Origin of the sequence: Rhodococcus sp. 14C212 (assembly GCF_011058195.1) — a bacterium.
Classification (GTDB): Bacteria; Actinomycetota; Actinomycetes; order Mycobacteriales; family Mycobacteriaceae; genus Rhodococcus; species Rhodococcus aetherivorans.
This window is the reverse complement of record NZ_JAALEH010000006.1, coordinates 99,696-114,386: the sequence shown is the minus strand read 5'-3', so window position 1 is coordinate 114,386 and position 14,691 is coordinate 99,696. Positions and strand designations below refer to the sequence as shown.

Annotated in this window: 14 protein-coding genes; 9 read left to right on the top strand and 5 right to left on the bottom strand. The window is 70.5% G+C overall.

The genetic code is table 11. From position 1 onward, the window contains the following. Window positions 1-35 precede the first annotated feature (35 nt). A complete protein-coding gene (locus tag G6038_RS05135; RefSeq protein ID WP_165036244.1) occupies window positions 36-1,073 on the bottom strand; it encodes an LLM class F420-dependent oxidoreductase in 1,038 nt (345 codons plus the stop codon). A 90-nt stretch (window positions 1,074-1,163) separates the two neighbouring features. Between G6038_RS05135 and G6038_RS05130 the strand changes: the two genes are divergently transcribed. Genes G6038_RS05130 through G6038_RS05105 form a run of 6 tightly spaced genes read left to right on the top strand, consistent with a single transcriptional unit; the run spans window position 1,164 to window position 6,321 of the window. Beyond that, complete coding sequence (locus G6038_RS05130) at window positions 1,164-2,141, top strand: OB-fold nucleic acid binding domain-containing protein (protein WP_165036242.1); 978 nt, start codon at window positions 1,164-1,166, stop codon at window positions 2,139-2,141. 16 nt (window positions 2,142-2,157) lie between these two features. Continuing rightward, a complete protein-coding gene (locus G6038_RS05125; protein ID WP_165036240.1) occupies window positions 2,158-3,219 on the top strand; it encodes a thiolase domain-containing protein in 1,062 nt (353 codons plus the stop codon). A gap of 1 nt (window position 3,220) precedes the next feature. Further along, on the top strand, window positions 3,221-4,396 hold the full coding sequence (locus tag G6038_RS05120; RefSeq protein ID WP_165036238.1) for a thiolase domain-containing protein: 1,176 nt from the start codon (window positions 3,221-3,223) through the stop codon (window positions 4,394-4,396). 12 nt (window positions 4,397-4,408) lie between these two features. Next, window positions 4,409-5,287 (top strand): TIGR03619 family F420-dependent LLM class oxidoreductase, encoded by an 879-nt coding sequence (locus tag G6038_RS05115; RefSeq protein ID WP_165036304.1) that lies wholly within the window; start codon window positions 4,409-4,411, stop codon window positions 5,285-5,287. Next, complete coding sequence (locus tag G6038_RS05110) at window positions 5,284-5,712, top strand: nuclear transport factor 2 family protein (RefSeq protein ID WP_165036236.1); 429 nt, start codon at window positions 5,284-5,286, stop codon at window positions 5,710-5,712. The genes G6038_RS05115 and G6038_RS05110 overlap by 4 nt, the downstream gene beginning before the upstream one ends. Window positions 5,713-5,721: 9 nt before the next feature. Next, on the top strand, window positions 5,722-6,321 hold the full coding sequence (locus tag G6038_RS05105; protein ID WP_165036234.1) for a nucleotidyltransferase family protein: 600 nt from the start codon (window positions 5,722-5,724) through the stop codon (window positions 6,319-6,321). Here the strand turns inward: G6038_RS05105 and G6038_RS05100 are convergent. From G6038_RS05100 to G6038_RS05090, 3 genes are all read right to left on the bottom strand, one after another. Next, complete coding sequence (locus tag G6038_RS05100; protein ID WP_240918301.1) at window positions 6,302-7,738, bottom strand: MFS transporter; 1,437 nt, start codon at window positions 7,736-7,738, stop codon at window positions 6,302-6,304. The two genes, G6038_RS05105 and G6038_RS05100, sit on opposite strands and share 20 nt — an antisense overlap. Window positions 7,739-7,836: 98 nt before the next feature. Continuing rightward, window positions 7,837-9,438: an FAD-binding protein gene (locus G6038_RS05095; RefSeq protein ID WP_346772746.1), complete on the bottom strand. Its 1,602-nt coding sequence runs from the start codon at window positions 9,436-9,438 to the stop codon at window positions 7,837-7,839. Between the two features lie 379 nt (window positions 9,439-9,817). Beyond that, the gene (locus G6038_RS05090; RefSeq protein WP_165036230.1) at window positions 9,818-11,071 is read right to left on the bottom strand and encodes a cytochrome P450; all 1,254 of its coding nucleotides are present in this window, start codon (window positions 11,069-11,071) and stop codon (window positions 9,818-9,820) included. A gap of 182 nt (window positions 11,072-11,253) precedes the next feature. Here G6038_RS05090 and G6038_RS05085 point away from each other — a divergent pair, with 182 nt between their 5' ends. The 3 genes from G6038_RS05085 to G6038_RS05075 all read left to right on the top strand — a co-directional run bounded on the left by G6038_RS05085 (window position 11,254) and on the right by G6038_RS05075 (window position 13,631). Next, complete coding sequence (locus G6038_RS05085; protein ID WP_165036228.1) at window positions 11,254-12,417, top strand: steroid 3-ketoacyl-CoA thiolase; 1,164 nt, start codon at window positions 11,254-11,256, stop codon at window positions 12,415-12,417. Between the two features lies 1 nt (window position 12,418). Further along, window positions 12,419-12,892, top strand: coding sequence for a nitroreductase family deazaflavin-dependent oxidoreductase (locus G6038_RS05080; protein ID WP_165036227.1), 474 nt, complete (start codon window positions 12,419-12,421; stop codon window positions 12,890-12,892). Window positions 12,893-12,971: 79 nt separating this feature from the next. Continuing rightward, entirely contained in the window at window positions 12,972-13,631 is a 660-nt protein-coding gene (locus tag G6038_RS05075; RefSeq protein ID WP_165036225.1) for a GNAT family N-acetyltransferase, read from the top strand. A gap of 70 nt (window positions 13,632-13,701) precedes the next feature. Here the strand turns inward: G6038_RS05075 and G6038_RS05070 are convergent, their stop codons facing one another. Beyond that, window positions 13,702-14,616, bottom strand: coding sequence for an SDR family oxidoreductase (locus tag G6038_RS05070; protein WP_165036223.1), 915 nt, complete (start codon window positions 14,614-14,616; stop codon window positions 13,702-13,704). Window positions 14,617-14,691: the final 75 nt, after the last annotated feature.

Sequence of the window (14,691 nt, the reverse complement as noted above, 5' to 3'; positions counted from 1 at the left end):
AAGCGGGCGCCTACCGCCTCGGGGGAAGCGGGCGCCTACCGCAGGACGACGTCCGCCAGGGAACGCACGTGCTCGGCGTCGCGGCAGCTCACCAACAGCATCGTCACGCCGGCGTCGGACCAGCGCTTCACGCCGGCGCGCACCTCGTCGCGGTCGCCGACGATCATCGTCTCGGTGACCATCTCGTCGGGGATCGCGGCGGCGGCCTCGTCCTTGCGACCGGCGCGGAACAACCTGGTCACCTCGTCGACGACGTCGCCGTAGCCCATCCGCCGGTACACCTGGGCGTGGAAGTTGAGTTCGGGGGTGCCCATGCCTCCGACGTACAGGGCGGTGACGGGCTTGAGGCCGGCGAGGGTCCCCGTCCGGTCGTCGGTGACGACGACCTGGCAGGTCGCGGCGATCTCGAAGTCGTCGCGGGTGCGCCGGGCGCCTGGCCGGGAAAAACCCTCGTCGAGCCACTCGTCGTACATCGGGGCCAGGCGCGGGGAGTAGTAGATGGCCAGCCAGCCGTCGGCGATCTCGGCGGTCAGCGCGACGTTCTTGGGCCCCTCGGCGCCGATCCAGATGGGGATGTCGGCACGCAGCGGGTGCGTGATCGGTTTGAGCGGCTTGCCGAGCCCGGTGGCGCCGGGTCCGTCGTAGGGCAGCGGGTAGTGCGGGCCCGGGTTGGTCACCGGCTCCCGGCGGGCCAGCACCTTGCGCACGATCGAGACGTACTCGCGGGTGCGGGCGAGCGGCTTGGCGAACGGTTCGCCGTACCACCCCTCGACGACCTGTGGCCCGGACACGCCGAGCCCCAGGATGTGCCGGCCGCCGCTGAGGTGGTCGAGGGTGATCGCGTGCATGGCGCAACTGGTGGGGGTGCGGCCGGAGATCTGCACGACGGACGTGCCGAGCCGCACCCGCTGCGTGCCCGACCCCCACCACGCGAGCGGTGTGAACGCGTCCGAGCCCCACGACTCGGCAGCGAAGACCGCGTCGAAACCCTCCGCCTCGGCGGCGGCGACGAGCTCGCCGGCGTTCGTGGGGGGCTGCGCCCCCCAGTAGCCGAGTTGCAGACCCAGTTTCATTGCACACCATTCCTTTCGGGGCGGACCGGGGACACCGCTGCTCGGACAGTACCCTTGCCACCGTCTCTAGAACCTGTTCTACTCGAAGTTGTGAGCCTGGGAAAGAGCGCGATCGTAGAGAAGCCGCTGAGCGCACCGCTGAACCTGAAATTCGACTACACCCGATCCACGGGGCCGACCGTCGGCGCGTTCGTCACGGGCCTGCGCGACGGACGCATCCTCGGCGCCCGCGGCTCGGACGGGCGTGTCCTCGTACCGCCCCCGGAGTTCGACGCGGTCACCCACGAACCCCTCACCGACTTCGTCGAGGTCGGCCAGTCCGGCACGGTGCGGAGCTGGACGTGGAACCCCGAACCACTGCCGGGCCAGCCGTTCGACCGGCCGTTCGCGTGGGCGCTGATCCAGCTGGACGGGGCCGACACGACGCTGCTGCACGCGGTCGACGTCCCCCACCCCGAGGACATGAGCACCGGAATGCGGGTACGCGTGCGGTGGGCCGACGACCGCATCGGTCACATTCGTGACATCGCAGCCTTCGAACCGGGCGAGGCCGAGACCGTCACGATCCGGACGGACGCCGCCGGCGAGCCGGTGACGATGATGATCACGCCGCTGGATCTGCACTACACGCACAGCGCGTCCTACGAGGAGTCCTACTACCTGCGCGCACTGGCCGAGGGCAAGCTGATCGGCGGGCGCACCGGACCGGGCGGCAAGGTCTACATCCCGCCGCGCGGCGCGAACCCCACCGACGGCATCCCCACCCGCGAGCAGGTCGAGGTGTCCGACAAGGGCATCGTCACCACCTTCTGCATCGTCAACGTGCCGTTCCTCGGGCAACAGATCAAGCCACCCTACGTCGCGGCCTACGTGCTGCTCGACGGTGCCGACATCCCGTTCCTGCACCTGATCCTCGAGTGCGACGCGTCCGAGGTACGCATGGGCATGCGGGTGGAGGCGAAGTGGCGCCCGCGCGAGGAGTGGGACTACACGCTGCGCAACATCGAGTACTTCCGGCCGACCGGCGAACCGGACGCCGACTACGAGACCTTCAAACACCATCTGTAAGGGAGCCGCGCCCACCATGACAGACATCGCAGTCGTCGGCTTCGCGCAGGCACCCCACGTGCGCGAGACCACCGGCACCACCAACGGCGTCGAGATGCTCGTCCCGTGCTTCCGGGAGCTCTACGACGAGCTGGGTATCACCAAGTCCGACATCGGTTTCTGGTGTTCGGGATCGTCGGACTACCTGGCCGGCCGGGCGTTCTCGTTCATCTCGGCCGTGGACGCGATCGGCGCGGTGCCGCCGATCAACGAATCCCATGTCGAGATGGACGCCGCCTGGGCGCTCTACGAGGCGTGGGTCAAGCTGATCACCGGCGAGGTCGACACCGCGCTCGTGTACGGCTTCGGCAAGTCCTCGGCCGGCACGCTGCGCCAGGTCCTCGGCCTGCAGCTCGACCCGTACCTGGTCGCCCCGCTCGGCCTCGATTCCGTCTCGCTCGCCGGGCTGCAGGCCCGGTTCGGGCTCGACGCCGGCAAGTGGACGGAAGAGGACATGGCGCAGGTCGCGGTACGCGCGCGGGCCGCCGCCAAGGACAACCCGAACGCGCAGATCAGCGGCGACGTCACGGTCGAGGCGCTGCTCGACCGGCCCTACGTCGCCGACCCGTTGAGGAGGCACGACTGCGCCCCGGTGACCGACGGCGCCGCCGCGATCGTGCTCGCCGCCGGCGACCGGGCCCGCGAGCTGTGCGAGAACCCCGCCTGGATCACGGGCATCGAGCACCGCATCGACACCCCGAACTTCGGCTCGCGGGACCTGACGCAGGCGCCGTCCGCCGCGGCTGCCGCCGCGGCGGTGACCGGCGGGGACACCGCGTTCGACGTCGCCGAACTGCACGCCCCGTTCACGCATCAGGAGCTGATCCTGCGCGAGGCTCTCGGCCTCTCCGACGCGACGGCGGTCAACCCGACCGGCGGCCCGCTCACGGGTAACCCGATGTTCTCGGGCGGCCTCGAGCGCATCGGCTGCGCCGCGCGGGCGATCATGGCCGGGCGGGCCGGGCGCGCCCTCGCACACGCGACGAGCGGACCTGTGCTGCAACAGAATCTGGTAGCCGTTCTGGAGGGACGTAACTGACATGGCCAAGCAACTCGCGGCTGTCCTCGGCACGGGGCAGACCTACTACGTCGCCAAGCGGCACGACGTGTCCATGTCCGGCCTCGTCCGCGAGGCGATCGATCGCGCCCTGGCCGACTCGGACGTCGGCTGGGACGACATCGACGCCGTCGTCATCGGCAAGGCCCCCGACCTGTTCGAGGGCGTGATGATACCCGAACTGACCATGGTCGACGCGATCGGCGCGACCGGCAAGCCGATGCTGCGGGTCCACACCGCCGGCTCGGTCGGCGGGTCCACCGCCAATGTCGCCGCCAGCCTCGTCCAGGCCGGCGTGCACCGGCGGGTGCTGGCCGTGGCGTGGGAGAAGCAGTCCGAGTCGAACGCCATGTGGGCGCTGTCCACCCCGGTGCCGTTCACCATGCCGGTCGGGGCAGGCGCCGGTGGCTACTTCGCCCCGCACGTGCGCTCCTACATCCGCCGATCGGGCGCCCCCGAGCACATCGGCGCGATGGTGGCCGTCAAGGACCGGCTCAACGGCGCGAAGAACCCGTACGCGCACCTCAAGCAGCCGAACATCACGCTCGAATCGGTGCAGGCGTCGCAGATGCTGTGGGATCCGATCCGCTACGACGAGACGTGCCCGTCGTCGGACGGCGCGTGCGCCGTGGTGATCGGCGACGAGGACTCGGCCGCGGCGGTCGAGGCGCAGGGCCGGAGGGTGGCGTGGATCCACGCCACCGCGATGCGTACCGAGCCGACCACCTACGCGGGACGCGACCAGGTCAACCCCGAGGCCGGCCGGATGGCCGCGGCGGCACTGTGGCAGGCCGCGGGCATCACCGACCCGCTCACCGAGATCGACTGCGCCGAGATCTACGTCCCGTTCTCGTGGTTCGAGCCGATGTGGCTCGAGAACCTCGGCTTCACGCCGGAGGGCTCCGGCTGGAAGCTCACCGAGGCCGGGGAGACGGCCATCGGCGGTCAGCTGCCGGTCAACATGTCCGGCGGTGTGCTGTCCTCCAACCCGATCGGCGCCTCCGGCATGATCCGGTTCGCCGAGGCGGCGATGCAGGTGATGCAGCGTGCCGGGGAGCATCAGGTCGACGGCGCGCGCAAGGCCCTCGGGCACGCGTACGGCGGTGGCTCACAGTACTTCTCGATGTGGGTCGTCGGCGCGGACCGACCGGAACGATAGGCGCGGACCGTGGTGGACTTCACCGTCGGCGTCGCGATGACGCCGCTCGACCAGCTCACCGGCCTCGCCCGCACCGCCGAGGAGTGCGGGTTCCGGTCGATCGCGCTGCCCGACTCCCTGTTCTACATGGAGAAGCAGACCGTCGACTACCCGTACACCCCCGACGGGTCGCGGATGTGGACCGAGGACACGCCCTGGGCGGACCCACTGATCGCCGCGGCCGCGATGGGGGCGGTCACGTCGACACTCCGGTTCTACACCCAGGTCCTCAAGCTCGGCTCACGCAACCCGGTGCTGCTGGCCCGGCAGGTCGGCTCGGTGGCCAACCTGACCGGGAACCGCTTCGGCTTCGGAGTGGGAATCGGCTGGGCCCCCGAGGAGTTCGAGTGGTGCGGGGTGCCGTACGCGCGGCGCGGCAAGCGGGTCGACGAGATGATCGACGTCATCAAGCTGATCCTCGGCGGCGGCATGGTCGAGCACCACGGCGAGTTCTTCGACTTCGACCGGCTGCAGATGAGCCCCGCCCCCAGCGAACCCGTGCCGTTCTACATCGGCGGCCACACCGACGTGGCGCTGCGCCGGGCGGCGCGCGTAGGCGACGGCTGGACCTCGGCGATGATCCGCTTCGACGACCTCGTCGACGTGATCGCCCGGCTGCGGGAACTGCGCGCCGAATACGGCCGCGCCGACGAGCCGTTCGAGATCCAGGCCGTGTGCGTCGACCGGTTCGGCGGCGCGGGGTACGCCGAACTCGAGGACGCCGGGGTCACCGACATCATCGTGGTGCCGTGGATCTTCGACGGGCACGGCTTCGACAGTCCCCTCGAGGCGAAGCAGGAGTCCCTGCACCGTTTCGCCGACAGGTACATCCACGGAAAGGCATCGGCATGAGCGAAGAGCACCCGGCCCGGGTCGCCGCGCGGGCGTCGCAGGCGGCGGCGAGCGGCAGACGCAAGGACGAGTGGCTCGCCCTGTTCGCCGAGAACGGCGTGGTCGAGGACCCGGTCGGTCCGTCCGGATTCGACCCGGAGGGCAAGGGTCACCACGGCCGCGAGGCGATCTCGCGCTTCTACGACATGACCATCGCGAACACCGACAAGCTCGAGTTCCTCGTCGACGACGTGCTGGTATGCGGCGACGAGTGCGTCAACATCGGCACCATCCGCACCACCCTCGGCGGCAACGTGATCGACGCCGAAGGGGTGTTCGTCTACCGCGTCGACGACGCGGGCCGGATCATGTCGCTGCGCGCCTTCTGGGAGGTCGAGCGGGCCATGAAGACGGTTCGTCCCGCGGCCGAGGAAGCACGCGGCTAGAGTCCGGCCATGACCGTCGCCGGGATCGTCCTCGCGGCAGGGGGCGGCACGCGGCTGGGCGGGCGCGCGAAAGCGCTGCTCCCCCACCGCGGCCGCCCCCTGTTGCACACCGTGGTGGCCGCGCTCACCGACGGCGGCTGCGACGAGGTCACGGTCGTCGCCGGCGCCTACGCCGGCGACGTGGTCGCCGCGTGTCCGCCCGGCACCCGCGCGGTCGTCAATCCGCGCTGGTCCGAGGGGATGTCGACGTCGCTGCGGTGCGGGGTGGACGCCACGACCGGCCACGACGTGATCGCGCTGACGGTCGTCGACTTCCCCGGCATCACCGCCGAACTCGTCCGTACCGTGCTGGCCGCGCACCGCCCCGGCACGATCACCCTGCCGGTGTTCGGGGACCGCCCCGGGCATCCCGTGGTGTTCGACCGCCGCGATGCCGAGGCGGCGGCCCGCGAGGCCGTCGGCGACGAGGGTGCCCGGCGGTTCCTTGCCCGCAACCGCGACCGGGTACGACGGCTGGACTGCACGCTCCTTGCCGATCCCGGGGACATCGACGCCCCAGAGGATCTGAGGCTGCTGGACGGGCCGGACGTCACGCCCGCCGATATCTGATCGCCGCGCCCAGCCCGATCGTCACGGCGCAGGAGAGGACCAGCATCGCGCAGACGGCTCCGAGCGCGGCCACCGTCGGTGTCGCCGTCCCGGGCAGCACCAGGGACGCGAGCAGGAGGGAAGCCACCGAGGTACCCACCGCCGACGCCGCGGTGCGCAGCACCGTCTGGCTGCCGGCCATCTCGCTCGTGTTGTGCTCCGGGACGGACTCGACGAGCAGGTTCGGCAGCGCCGTGTACGCGAACGCCGTCGCCACCGAGACGGCCACGACCAGCAGCGTCATCCCGATCACCGAGGCCCGGAAGAAGAAGAATCCGGCGCACGCCACGAGGAACACCACGCTGCCGAGCAGCAACGACGACCGTGCCCCCACCGCGGTGGCGATCCTGCCCGCGACCGGGGTGAAGGCCATGCCGATCATCGCGCCGACGAACGACAGCGTTCCGGCGTAGGTAGGCGAGAGTCCCAGGCCGAACGGCGCGGTGGCAGGGCTCTGCATGATGATCGGGATGATCATCGTCCCGACCCCGATCGGTCCGACGCCGAGCGCGACCCCGGCAAGCATCGTCAGCGCGACGTTGCGTTCGGCGAGCAGGCGCAGGTTCACGATCGGGGACGGCCGGCCGAGCTCCCACCACACCCACCAGGCGAAGATCGCCGCACCGACGACGATCGGCGCGAGGACGCGGCCGTCGCTCCAGCCCCAGGCGCGGCTCTGGGTCAACCCGAACAGGACGGCGGCCACGGCCGTCGCCAGGCCCACCGCGCCCACGACGTCGATCGGCTGCCGATGGTGGTTGCGGCGTCGCCACGGCAGCACGGCCTCGACCAGGAAGATGCAGACGACGGCGTACGCCGCGGCGACGACGAAGATGTACCGCCAGTCCCCGACGTCGATGAGAATGCCGGCGACGAGCAAGGATGCGGCCCCGGCCGCGACGGCGGACCCGGAGATCAGTGCGACGGCCATCGGGACGCGTTCCGCGGGCAGGTGCTCACGGGCGAGTCCGATGCACAGCGGCAGGATTGCGCCCGCCACCCCCTGGATCGCCCGGCCGGCGATGATGGCCTCGAGGGTCCCGAACGCCATGCTGACGACGGAGCCGGTGGCGGCGCAGGCCAGCACGAACATCAGCACCCGTTCGCGGCCGTACATGTCGCCGAGCCGGCCGCACACCGCCGCCGAGGCCGCCGCCACCAGCAGGAACGCCGTCACGGTCCATCCGACCGCGGAGGCGTCCGCCTCGAAGACGCGGGCGAACGTCGGCAGCGCCGCGTACATCATCGACGTCTCGAATGCGCTGATGATCTCGACGGCGATGAGGATCGCCACTACCGCCCACACGGGCCGGGTCCGCTCGTAGCGGCGTTCGGCACGGGTCGAGGGTGATCGTTCGGGTGCCAACGATGTACTCATGAAAACTCCTACGGTTCGTCGGATGTGAACCGTACTGACGGAGCGACACGAGTGTGACGCAGGACCCACTGAGCGGGACCGGCCGGCCGGCGGCGTCCTTACGCTCCGGCCATGTGCCGGACCGCCAGATGGGCGAACAGCGCGCTCGTGCCGATCGGGTTCCCGCCGCCGGGGTAGACCGTGCCGCTCGGCGCGGCCATCGTGTTGCCCGCCGCGTACAACCCGGCGATGGGCGTCCCGGCCGTGTCGAGCACGCGCCCGACGGTGTCGGTGCGCAGGCCGCCCTTGGTACCGAGGTCCGAGATCCCGAACTGCGCGGCGTGGAACGGCCCCTTCTCGATCGGGACCAGCGCCGAACCGCCGCCGGTGAACGCCACGTCGTACGGTTCGTCCCCGCGGCCGAAGTCCTCGTCGACGCCGCCGGCGGCGAGGCGGTTGAACCGCGCGACGGTCGCCTCGAGCGCCTCGGCCGGCACCCCGATCTGGCCGGCGAGCTCGGCGAGCGTGTCGGCGGTCTTCCACAGTCCCGCCGCCTCGTACATCTCGGTCGCCACGAGCGGGACGTTCGTCGCCGCGATCGGCGGCACCACCCCGCCCCGGTCGTCGTAGATCATCCAGAACGGCAGCGTCAGCTCGTCCTTGTCCATCCGGGCGATGATGTCGCGGCCGAGACGGTCGTAGGGCGCGTACTCGTTGGTGAAGCGGTGGCCGTCCTGGTCGACGAAGATGCCGCCGGTGAAGCACAGCGCGAAGGCGGACCGTCCGTCGGGGTGGGTCAGCCCCGGCGACCACCACGCCTCGCTCATCAGGTCGACGTCGGCGCCGATCGCGATGGCCGCCCGGTGGGCCTTGCCGAGGTTGGACCAGGGCCCCATCGAATCGCGGGCCGCGCCGGGGACGCCGTACTGCGCGCGCATCTCGTCGTTGTGGTCGAATCCGCCGGCGGCCAGCACGACGCCCTTGCGAGCGCGGACGGCGCGGCGCTCGCCGCCGTGGGAGACGACGGCACCCACCACGGCACCGTCCTCGACGACGAGTTCCTCGAGCGGGGTGTTCCGGTGCAGCTGCACGTTCGGGTACTTGCGCATGGCGATCAGGAACCGGCCGATGAGGGCGCGTCCGCCGATCAGTTTGTCCGGCAACGGATCCCCGTTGCGTTCGCGGCCCAGCGGTCCGCGGACGGACTCGTTGAGTTCCGGATCGTCGGCGACGGGCCGCGGGGTCGGGGCGATGTGCCGGCCCTTCGCGCTGGCCTTGGGAGCCTTGCCGAAGTAGTCCGGCCAGGGGTAGGCCGTGAACTCGATGTCCTCGTCGGCCTCGAGGTAGTCGATCAGGGGTGCGCCGCCGCGCACGTAGGCGTCCTGCAGTTCGCGGGGGGTGCGATCGCCGACGACGGCGTGGTAGTAGGTCAGGGCGTCGTCGAGGGTGTCGTCGTCACCGGCACGTCGCAGCACCGCGTTGGTGGGGAACCAGACCCCGCCGCCGCCGGAATAGGCGGTGGTGCCGCCGAAGTACTCGGACGCCTCGACCAGGACGACCGACAGTCCCTCCCGGGCGGCGGTGTAGGCGCCGCAGCAGCCGCCCGCGCCGGATCCCACGACGAGGACGTCGCATTCCTCTGCCCAATCCACCATGCTCGAAGCCTTTCGCCGATTCCGTTCCGGGGAGCACGTGACACTATTTCCGCAACCGCGGCGCACGGGAGAAGACGTCCCGCTGGGTGGAACAACAGGCACGGGCCCTGCTGCACGCGAGATCTCCGCGTACCGTCGTTCGGCACGCCCGGGCCGGCCCGGCACCGGCGGGGTCGGACGGACCGGTCCCGGTCAGCAGGACCGGACGCCGCGGGCACCTCGGCGGCCGAATACCGTGGGCGAGCACCCCGCCCTCACCCCCAATTTCGGCGGGGTGCACCCATGTCGCCGGCTCCTGCAGCATCCCACTCACCCCGCTGTCCGGAATCCACGGGTTCCGCGCGTCGATCCGTGAACGGCGGCCGGATCCGCAGAGTGCCCGGATCCTACTGAAAGCACCGCGGCGCCAGGTGATTCCCGATCTCCCGGCGCCGCCCCACCCGGGTCAGTGCTCGACCGGGCAGCCGCCCTGCGTCTGGTAGTCCACCCGGAACTCCTTGATGCCGTTGAGCCAGCCGGACCGCAACCGCTTCGGGTCGGCGACCTTGGTGATGTCGGGCATGTAGTCGGCGATCGCGTTGAAGACGAGGTCGATCTCCATCCGCGCCAGGTTGGCGCCGAGGCAGTAGTGCGCACCGGTACCACCGAAGGCGAGGTGCGGGTTGGGATCTCGCAGGATGTCGAACGTGCGGGGGTTCTCGAACACCTCCTCGTCGTTGTTCGCCGACGCGTACAGCATCACGACGCGGTCGCCCTTGTGGATCGTCTGCCCGCCGAGTTCGGTGTCCTCGAGCGCGGTGCGCTGGAACGAGGTGACCGGCGTGGCCCAGCGGATGATCTCGTCGGCCGCGGTCTTCGGCCGGTCCCGCTTGAAGATCTCCCACTGCTCCGGGTTGTCGAGGAACGCCGCCATGCCGTGCGTGATCGCGTTGCGGGTGGTCTCGTTGCCGGCGACGGCGAGCACGATGAAGAAGAAGCCGAATTCCTCGGGCGAGAGCTCGTCACCGTCGATGTCGGCCTCGATCAGGGTGGTGACGATGTCGTCGGCCGGGCACTCCTTGCGGGCGGCGGCCATCTGGTACGCGTAGCCGAGGACCTCCATCGACGCGGCCGCCGGGTCGGCGGTGTTGTCCGGGTCGTCGTAGCCGGTCATCTGATTCGACCACTCGAAGATCTTGTCGCGGTCCTCCTGCGGGACGCCGATGAGTTCGGCGATGGCCTGCAGCGGCAGCTCCGCGGCGACCTGGGTGACGAAGTCGCCCCCACCGGCCCGGCAGGCCTCCTCGACGATCTTCTTCGCACGGGCGTTGAGCTCGTCGCGAAGGCCGTTGATCGCGCGCGGGGTGAACCCGCGGGCGACGAGCTTGCGCAGCTTGGTGTGCTCGGGCGCGTCCTTGTTGAGCAGGACGTGGCGCTGCAGTTCGATGGCCTCGCGCGGGATGTCGTCGTTGAACCGCGGGATCGCGGTGTTCTCCCAGTTGGAGAACACGTCGCTCCGGCGGGAGACCTCACGGACCTCCTCGTGCCGGGACACGACCCAGAATCCCTCGTCGTGGAATCCGCCGACGTCGGGGGACTTCTTGTTCCACCAGACGGGGGCCGTCCTACGCAGCTCGGCGAATTCCTCGAACGGCATCCGCTCGGCGTAGAGATCCGGATCGGTGAAGTCGATGTCTTCGGGGATGTTGGGCTGCGCCACTGAATTCTCTCCTACCCTGACGAGTGCACCGGGTCGTGATGTGGAACACGTTCTAAAAGCATTCAAGCACAGGGCGGCCCGGAGGCCAAGGAATCGCCAAGTCCCGATCATTCGGACCACGTCTTGTCCGCCACGACAACCTGTTCTACTTTGCGAGGACAAGGACCAGAAAGGAGCCCACCGTGGGCACACCAGTCATCGTCGAGGCGGCACGCACCCCGATCGGCAAGCGCGGGGGCTGGCTCGCCGGCCTGCATGCTGCCGAGCTTCTCGGAGCCGCACAGAGCGGACTGATCGAGCGCGCGGGGCTCGATCCCGCCCTCGTCGAGCAGGTGATCGGCGGGTGTGTCACCCAGGCCGGCGCGCAGTCCAACAACATCACCCGCACCGCGTGGCTGCACGCCGGCCTGCCGTGGCAGGTCGGCGCCACCACCGTCGACTGCCAGTGCGGGTCGGCTCAGCAGGCCAACCACCTGATCGCCGGACTCATCGCCACCGGTGCCATCGACGTCGGCATCGCCTGCGGTATCGAGGCGATGTCGCAGGTGCCGCTCGGTGCGAACGTCGGCGAGCTCGCCGGCCCGCGGCGGCCCGGGTCGTGGAACATCGACATGCCCAACCAGTTCGAGGCGGCCGAGCGCATCGCCCGTCGTCGCGGCATCACCCGCGAGGACGTCGACGCGCTCGGCGTCCGGTCGCAGGCGCTGGCCAAGCGGGCGTGGGACGAGGGCCGCTTCGACCGCGAGGTGCTGCCCGTCGTCGCGCCCGTCGTCGACAAGGAGGGCACGCTCACCGGAGAGAAGCAGACCGTCGCCCGCGACCAGGGCCTGCGCGAGACGACCACGGAATCGCTCGCGAAACTGAAGCCGGTCCTCGACGGCGGCATCCACACCGCCGGCACCTCGTCGCAGATCTCCGACGGCGCCGCTGCGGTGCTGCTCATGGATTCCGACCGCGCCGCGGCGCTGGGCCTGAAGCCTCGGGCCCGGATCGTCTCGCAGGCCCTCGTCGGCGCCGAGCCCGAGTTCCATCTCGACGGCCCGGTGCAGGCGACGAGCCGCGTCCTCGACAAGTCCGGGATGACGATCGGCGACCTGGACCTGTTCGAGGTCAACGAGGCGTTCGCGTCGGTGCTGCTGTCGTGGGAGCGGGTGCACGAACCCGACATGGACAAGGTCAACGTGAACGGCGGTGCGATCGCGCTCGGCCACCCCGTCGGCTCGACCGGCTCGCGGCTGATCACCACCGCTCTGCACGAGCTCGAACGGCGCGACGGCTCCACCGCGCTGATCACCATGTGCGCAGGCGGCGCGCTGGCCACCGGCACGATCATCGAGCGGATCTGACATGAGCGGAGCCGCCGCCCCGAAGGGCCTCGACTCGAAGTGGACCGTGCCGATCATCAAGTGGATGTCGCGCGCCAACGTGGCGGTCTATCAGGCCACCGGCGGCCGGATCGGTGGAAAGTGGCGGGTGGGCAGCGCCTTTCCGTGGGGCATCCCCGTCTGCCTGCTGACCACCACGGGCCGGAGGACGGGACAGCAGCGGACCGTTCCGCTGTTGTTCCTCGAGGACGACGAGCGGGTGGTGCTCGTCGCATCCCAGGGCGGCCTGCCCCAGCACCCGCTGTGGTTCCGCAACATCCAGGCCGATCCGCGGGTGACCGTGCAGGTCCGGTCGCGGGTGCGGCAGATGACGGCACGGGTGGCGACGCCCGAGGAGCGGGCGCAGTACTGGCCGCGGCTGGTGGCAATGTACGCGGATTTCGACAATTATCAGTCCTGGACGGATCGGGTCATCCCGGTGGTGGTGTGCGAGTGACCCTCGCGGGAGCCGGCACGACCGGGCACGAACCAGTGGGGTGCCCGGTCGAGCTGCTCTCGAGAAGGGATGTCACCCGATGACAACCGCGAACCACGATCAGGTACTCGACAAGCGGGAGATCGCCGCGGCACTGCTGCGCGCGCTCGAACGCCGGCACGAGGTCCTCGATGCCATCGTCGAGAGCAACGACAGGGCCGAGGCCGTCGCGACCGTGGCGCAGCTGCTCGACACGAACGAGTTCTGCGCCGAAGCGGTGCTCAACCTTCCGTTCCGGCGGCTGACCAAGGCGGAGCGCAAGAAGATCCGTGAGGAGCTCGACGACCTCGACGCGGTACTGAAGTGGACGCCCGCCGAGCGCCCCTACGCCACCGGCGCCCACTTCCGGCTGCGTCAGTTCAGCGACAGCGAGCCGGACCGCGAGCTGTTCCGCGCCCGGTGCGAGGAGCAGCTCGACGACGCCGGCGCGGCGCGGGTCGAACAGGAGCGCGCCGCCGGCCTGTCGCGCATCGACGACGAGTCCGCCGTGTGGCTGGTCGCCGAGGACCTGTCCGGCACCGAACCCAAGCCGGTCGGCTTCGCGTTCGGTGAGCTGCAGGGCCATGAGGTCGACGTCGCGATCTGGGTCCAGCCCGAGCTGCGCAAGCAGGGCTACGGCACCGCGACCCTCAAGCACGCCCGCACCGAACTGGCCGCGTACTTCCCCGGGACCACCATCATCGTCCGCTCGCCCGCGTAGGCGGCTGCGCCGCCGGTGCGTCCTTCGGGTTGTTCCCGCCGCCCAAAGGACGCACCGGCAGCTTCGCTGCCTACGCGCCGTAGACGGGGGTCGGGGGCTCGCTGCGTGCGATCAGCTTCTCCACCACCGGGCCGAGTTCCTTCGGATCCCAGCGCTCCCCCTTGTCGGTCGCCTCGCCGTGCCGCCAGCCGTCGGCGACGGAGACCTTGCCGCCCTCCACCTCGAACACCCGGCCCGTGACGTCCTTCGACTCGGCGCTGCCGAGCCACACCACCAGCGGTGAGACGTTCTCCGGGGCCATCGCGTCGAAGCCCTCCTCCGGGGCGGCCATCGACTCGGCCATCGCGCCCCCCGCGCCCACCGTCATGCGGGTCCGGGCGGCCGGCGCGATCGCGTTGACGGTGACGCCGTAGCGGGCGAACTCGGCGGCCGCCTGGATCGTGAGGGCCGCGATTCCGGCCTTCGCCGCGGCGTAGTTGCCCTGGCCGATGCTGCCCATCAGGCCGGCGCCCGAGCTGGTGTTGACGATGCGCGCGTCGACCGGGTTGCCGGCCTTCGCCTCCCCGCGCCAGTACGCCATCGCGTGCCGCATCGGGGCGAAGTGACCCTTGAGGTGCACCCGGATCACCGAATCCCATTCCTCCTCGCTCATGTTGGCGAGCATGCGGTCGCGCAGGAATCCGGCATTGTTGACCAGGACGTCGAGCCGTCCGAAGGTGTCCAGGGCCGTCTGCACCAGGTTCTGCGCGCCGGCCCAGTCGGCGACGTCGTCACCGTTGACGACGGCCTCGCCGCCGGCCGCCCGGATCTCCGCGACGACCTGCTCCGCGGGGCTCTCCCCCGTCGCGGAACCGTCCGCGCCGGCCCCGATGTCGTTGACCACGACCTTTGCGCCCTCGGCCGCGAAGGCCAGCGCGTGGGCCCGTCCGATGCCGCGCCCCGCGCCGGTGACGATCACGACGCGCCCGTTGACCAGTCCACTCACTTGTCTTCTCCTCGAATAGATGTCGTTGTCGGGGAATCCGGGCGACACACTCGCCCCGCCTCCACGATTCCGCTC

What these genes read in the sequence shown, in the direction of transcription:
- G6038_RS05135 (WP_165036244.1), bottom strand. Translation starts at nt 1,073, where the DNA reads ATGAAACTGGGTCTGCAACTCGGCTACTGGGGGGCGCAGCCCCCCACG.
- G6038_RS05125 (WP_165036240.1), top strand. Translation starts at nt 2,158, where the DNA reads ATGACAGACATCGCAGTCGTCGGCTTCGCGCAGGCACCCCACGTGCGC.
- G6038_RS05120 (WP_165036238.1), top strand. Translation starts at nt 3,221, where the DNA reads ATGGCCAAGCAACTCGCGGCTGTCCTCGGCACGGGGCAGACCTACTAC.
- G6038_RS05110 (WP_165036236.1), top strand. Translation starts at nt 5,284, where the DNA reads ATGAGCGAAGAGCACCCGGCCCGGGTCGCCGCGCGGGCGTCGCAGGCG.
- G6038_RS05105 (WP_165036234.1), top strand. Translation starts at nt 5,722, where the DNA reads ATGACCGTCGCCGGGATCGTCCTCGCGGCAGGGGGCGGCACGCGGCTG.
- G6038_RS05100 (WP_240918301.1), bottom strand. Translation starts at nt 7,738, where the DNA reads ATGAGTACATCGTTGGCACCCGAACGATCACCCTCGACCCGTGCCGAA.
- G6038_RS05080 (WP_165036227.1), top strand. Translation starts at nt 12,419, where the DNA reads ATGAGCGGAGCCGCCGCCCCGAAGGGCCTCGACTCGAAGTGGACCGTG.
- G6038_RS05075 (WP_165036225.1), top strand. Translation starts at nt 12,972, where the DNA reads ATGACAACCGCGAACCACGATCAGGTACTCGACAAGCGGGAGATCGCC.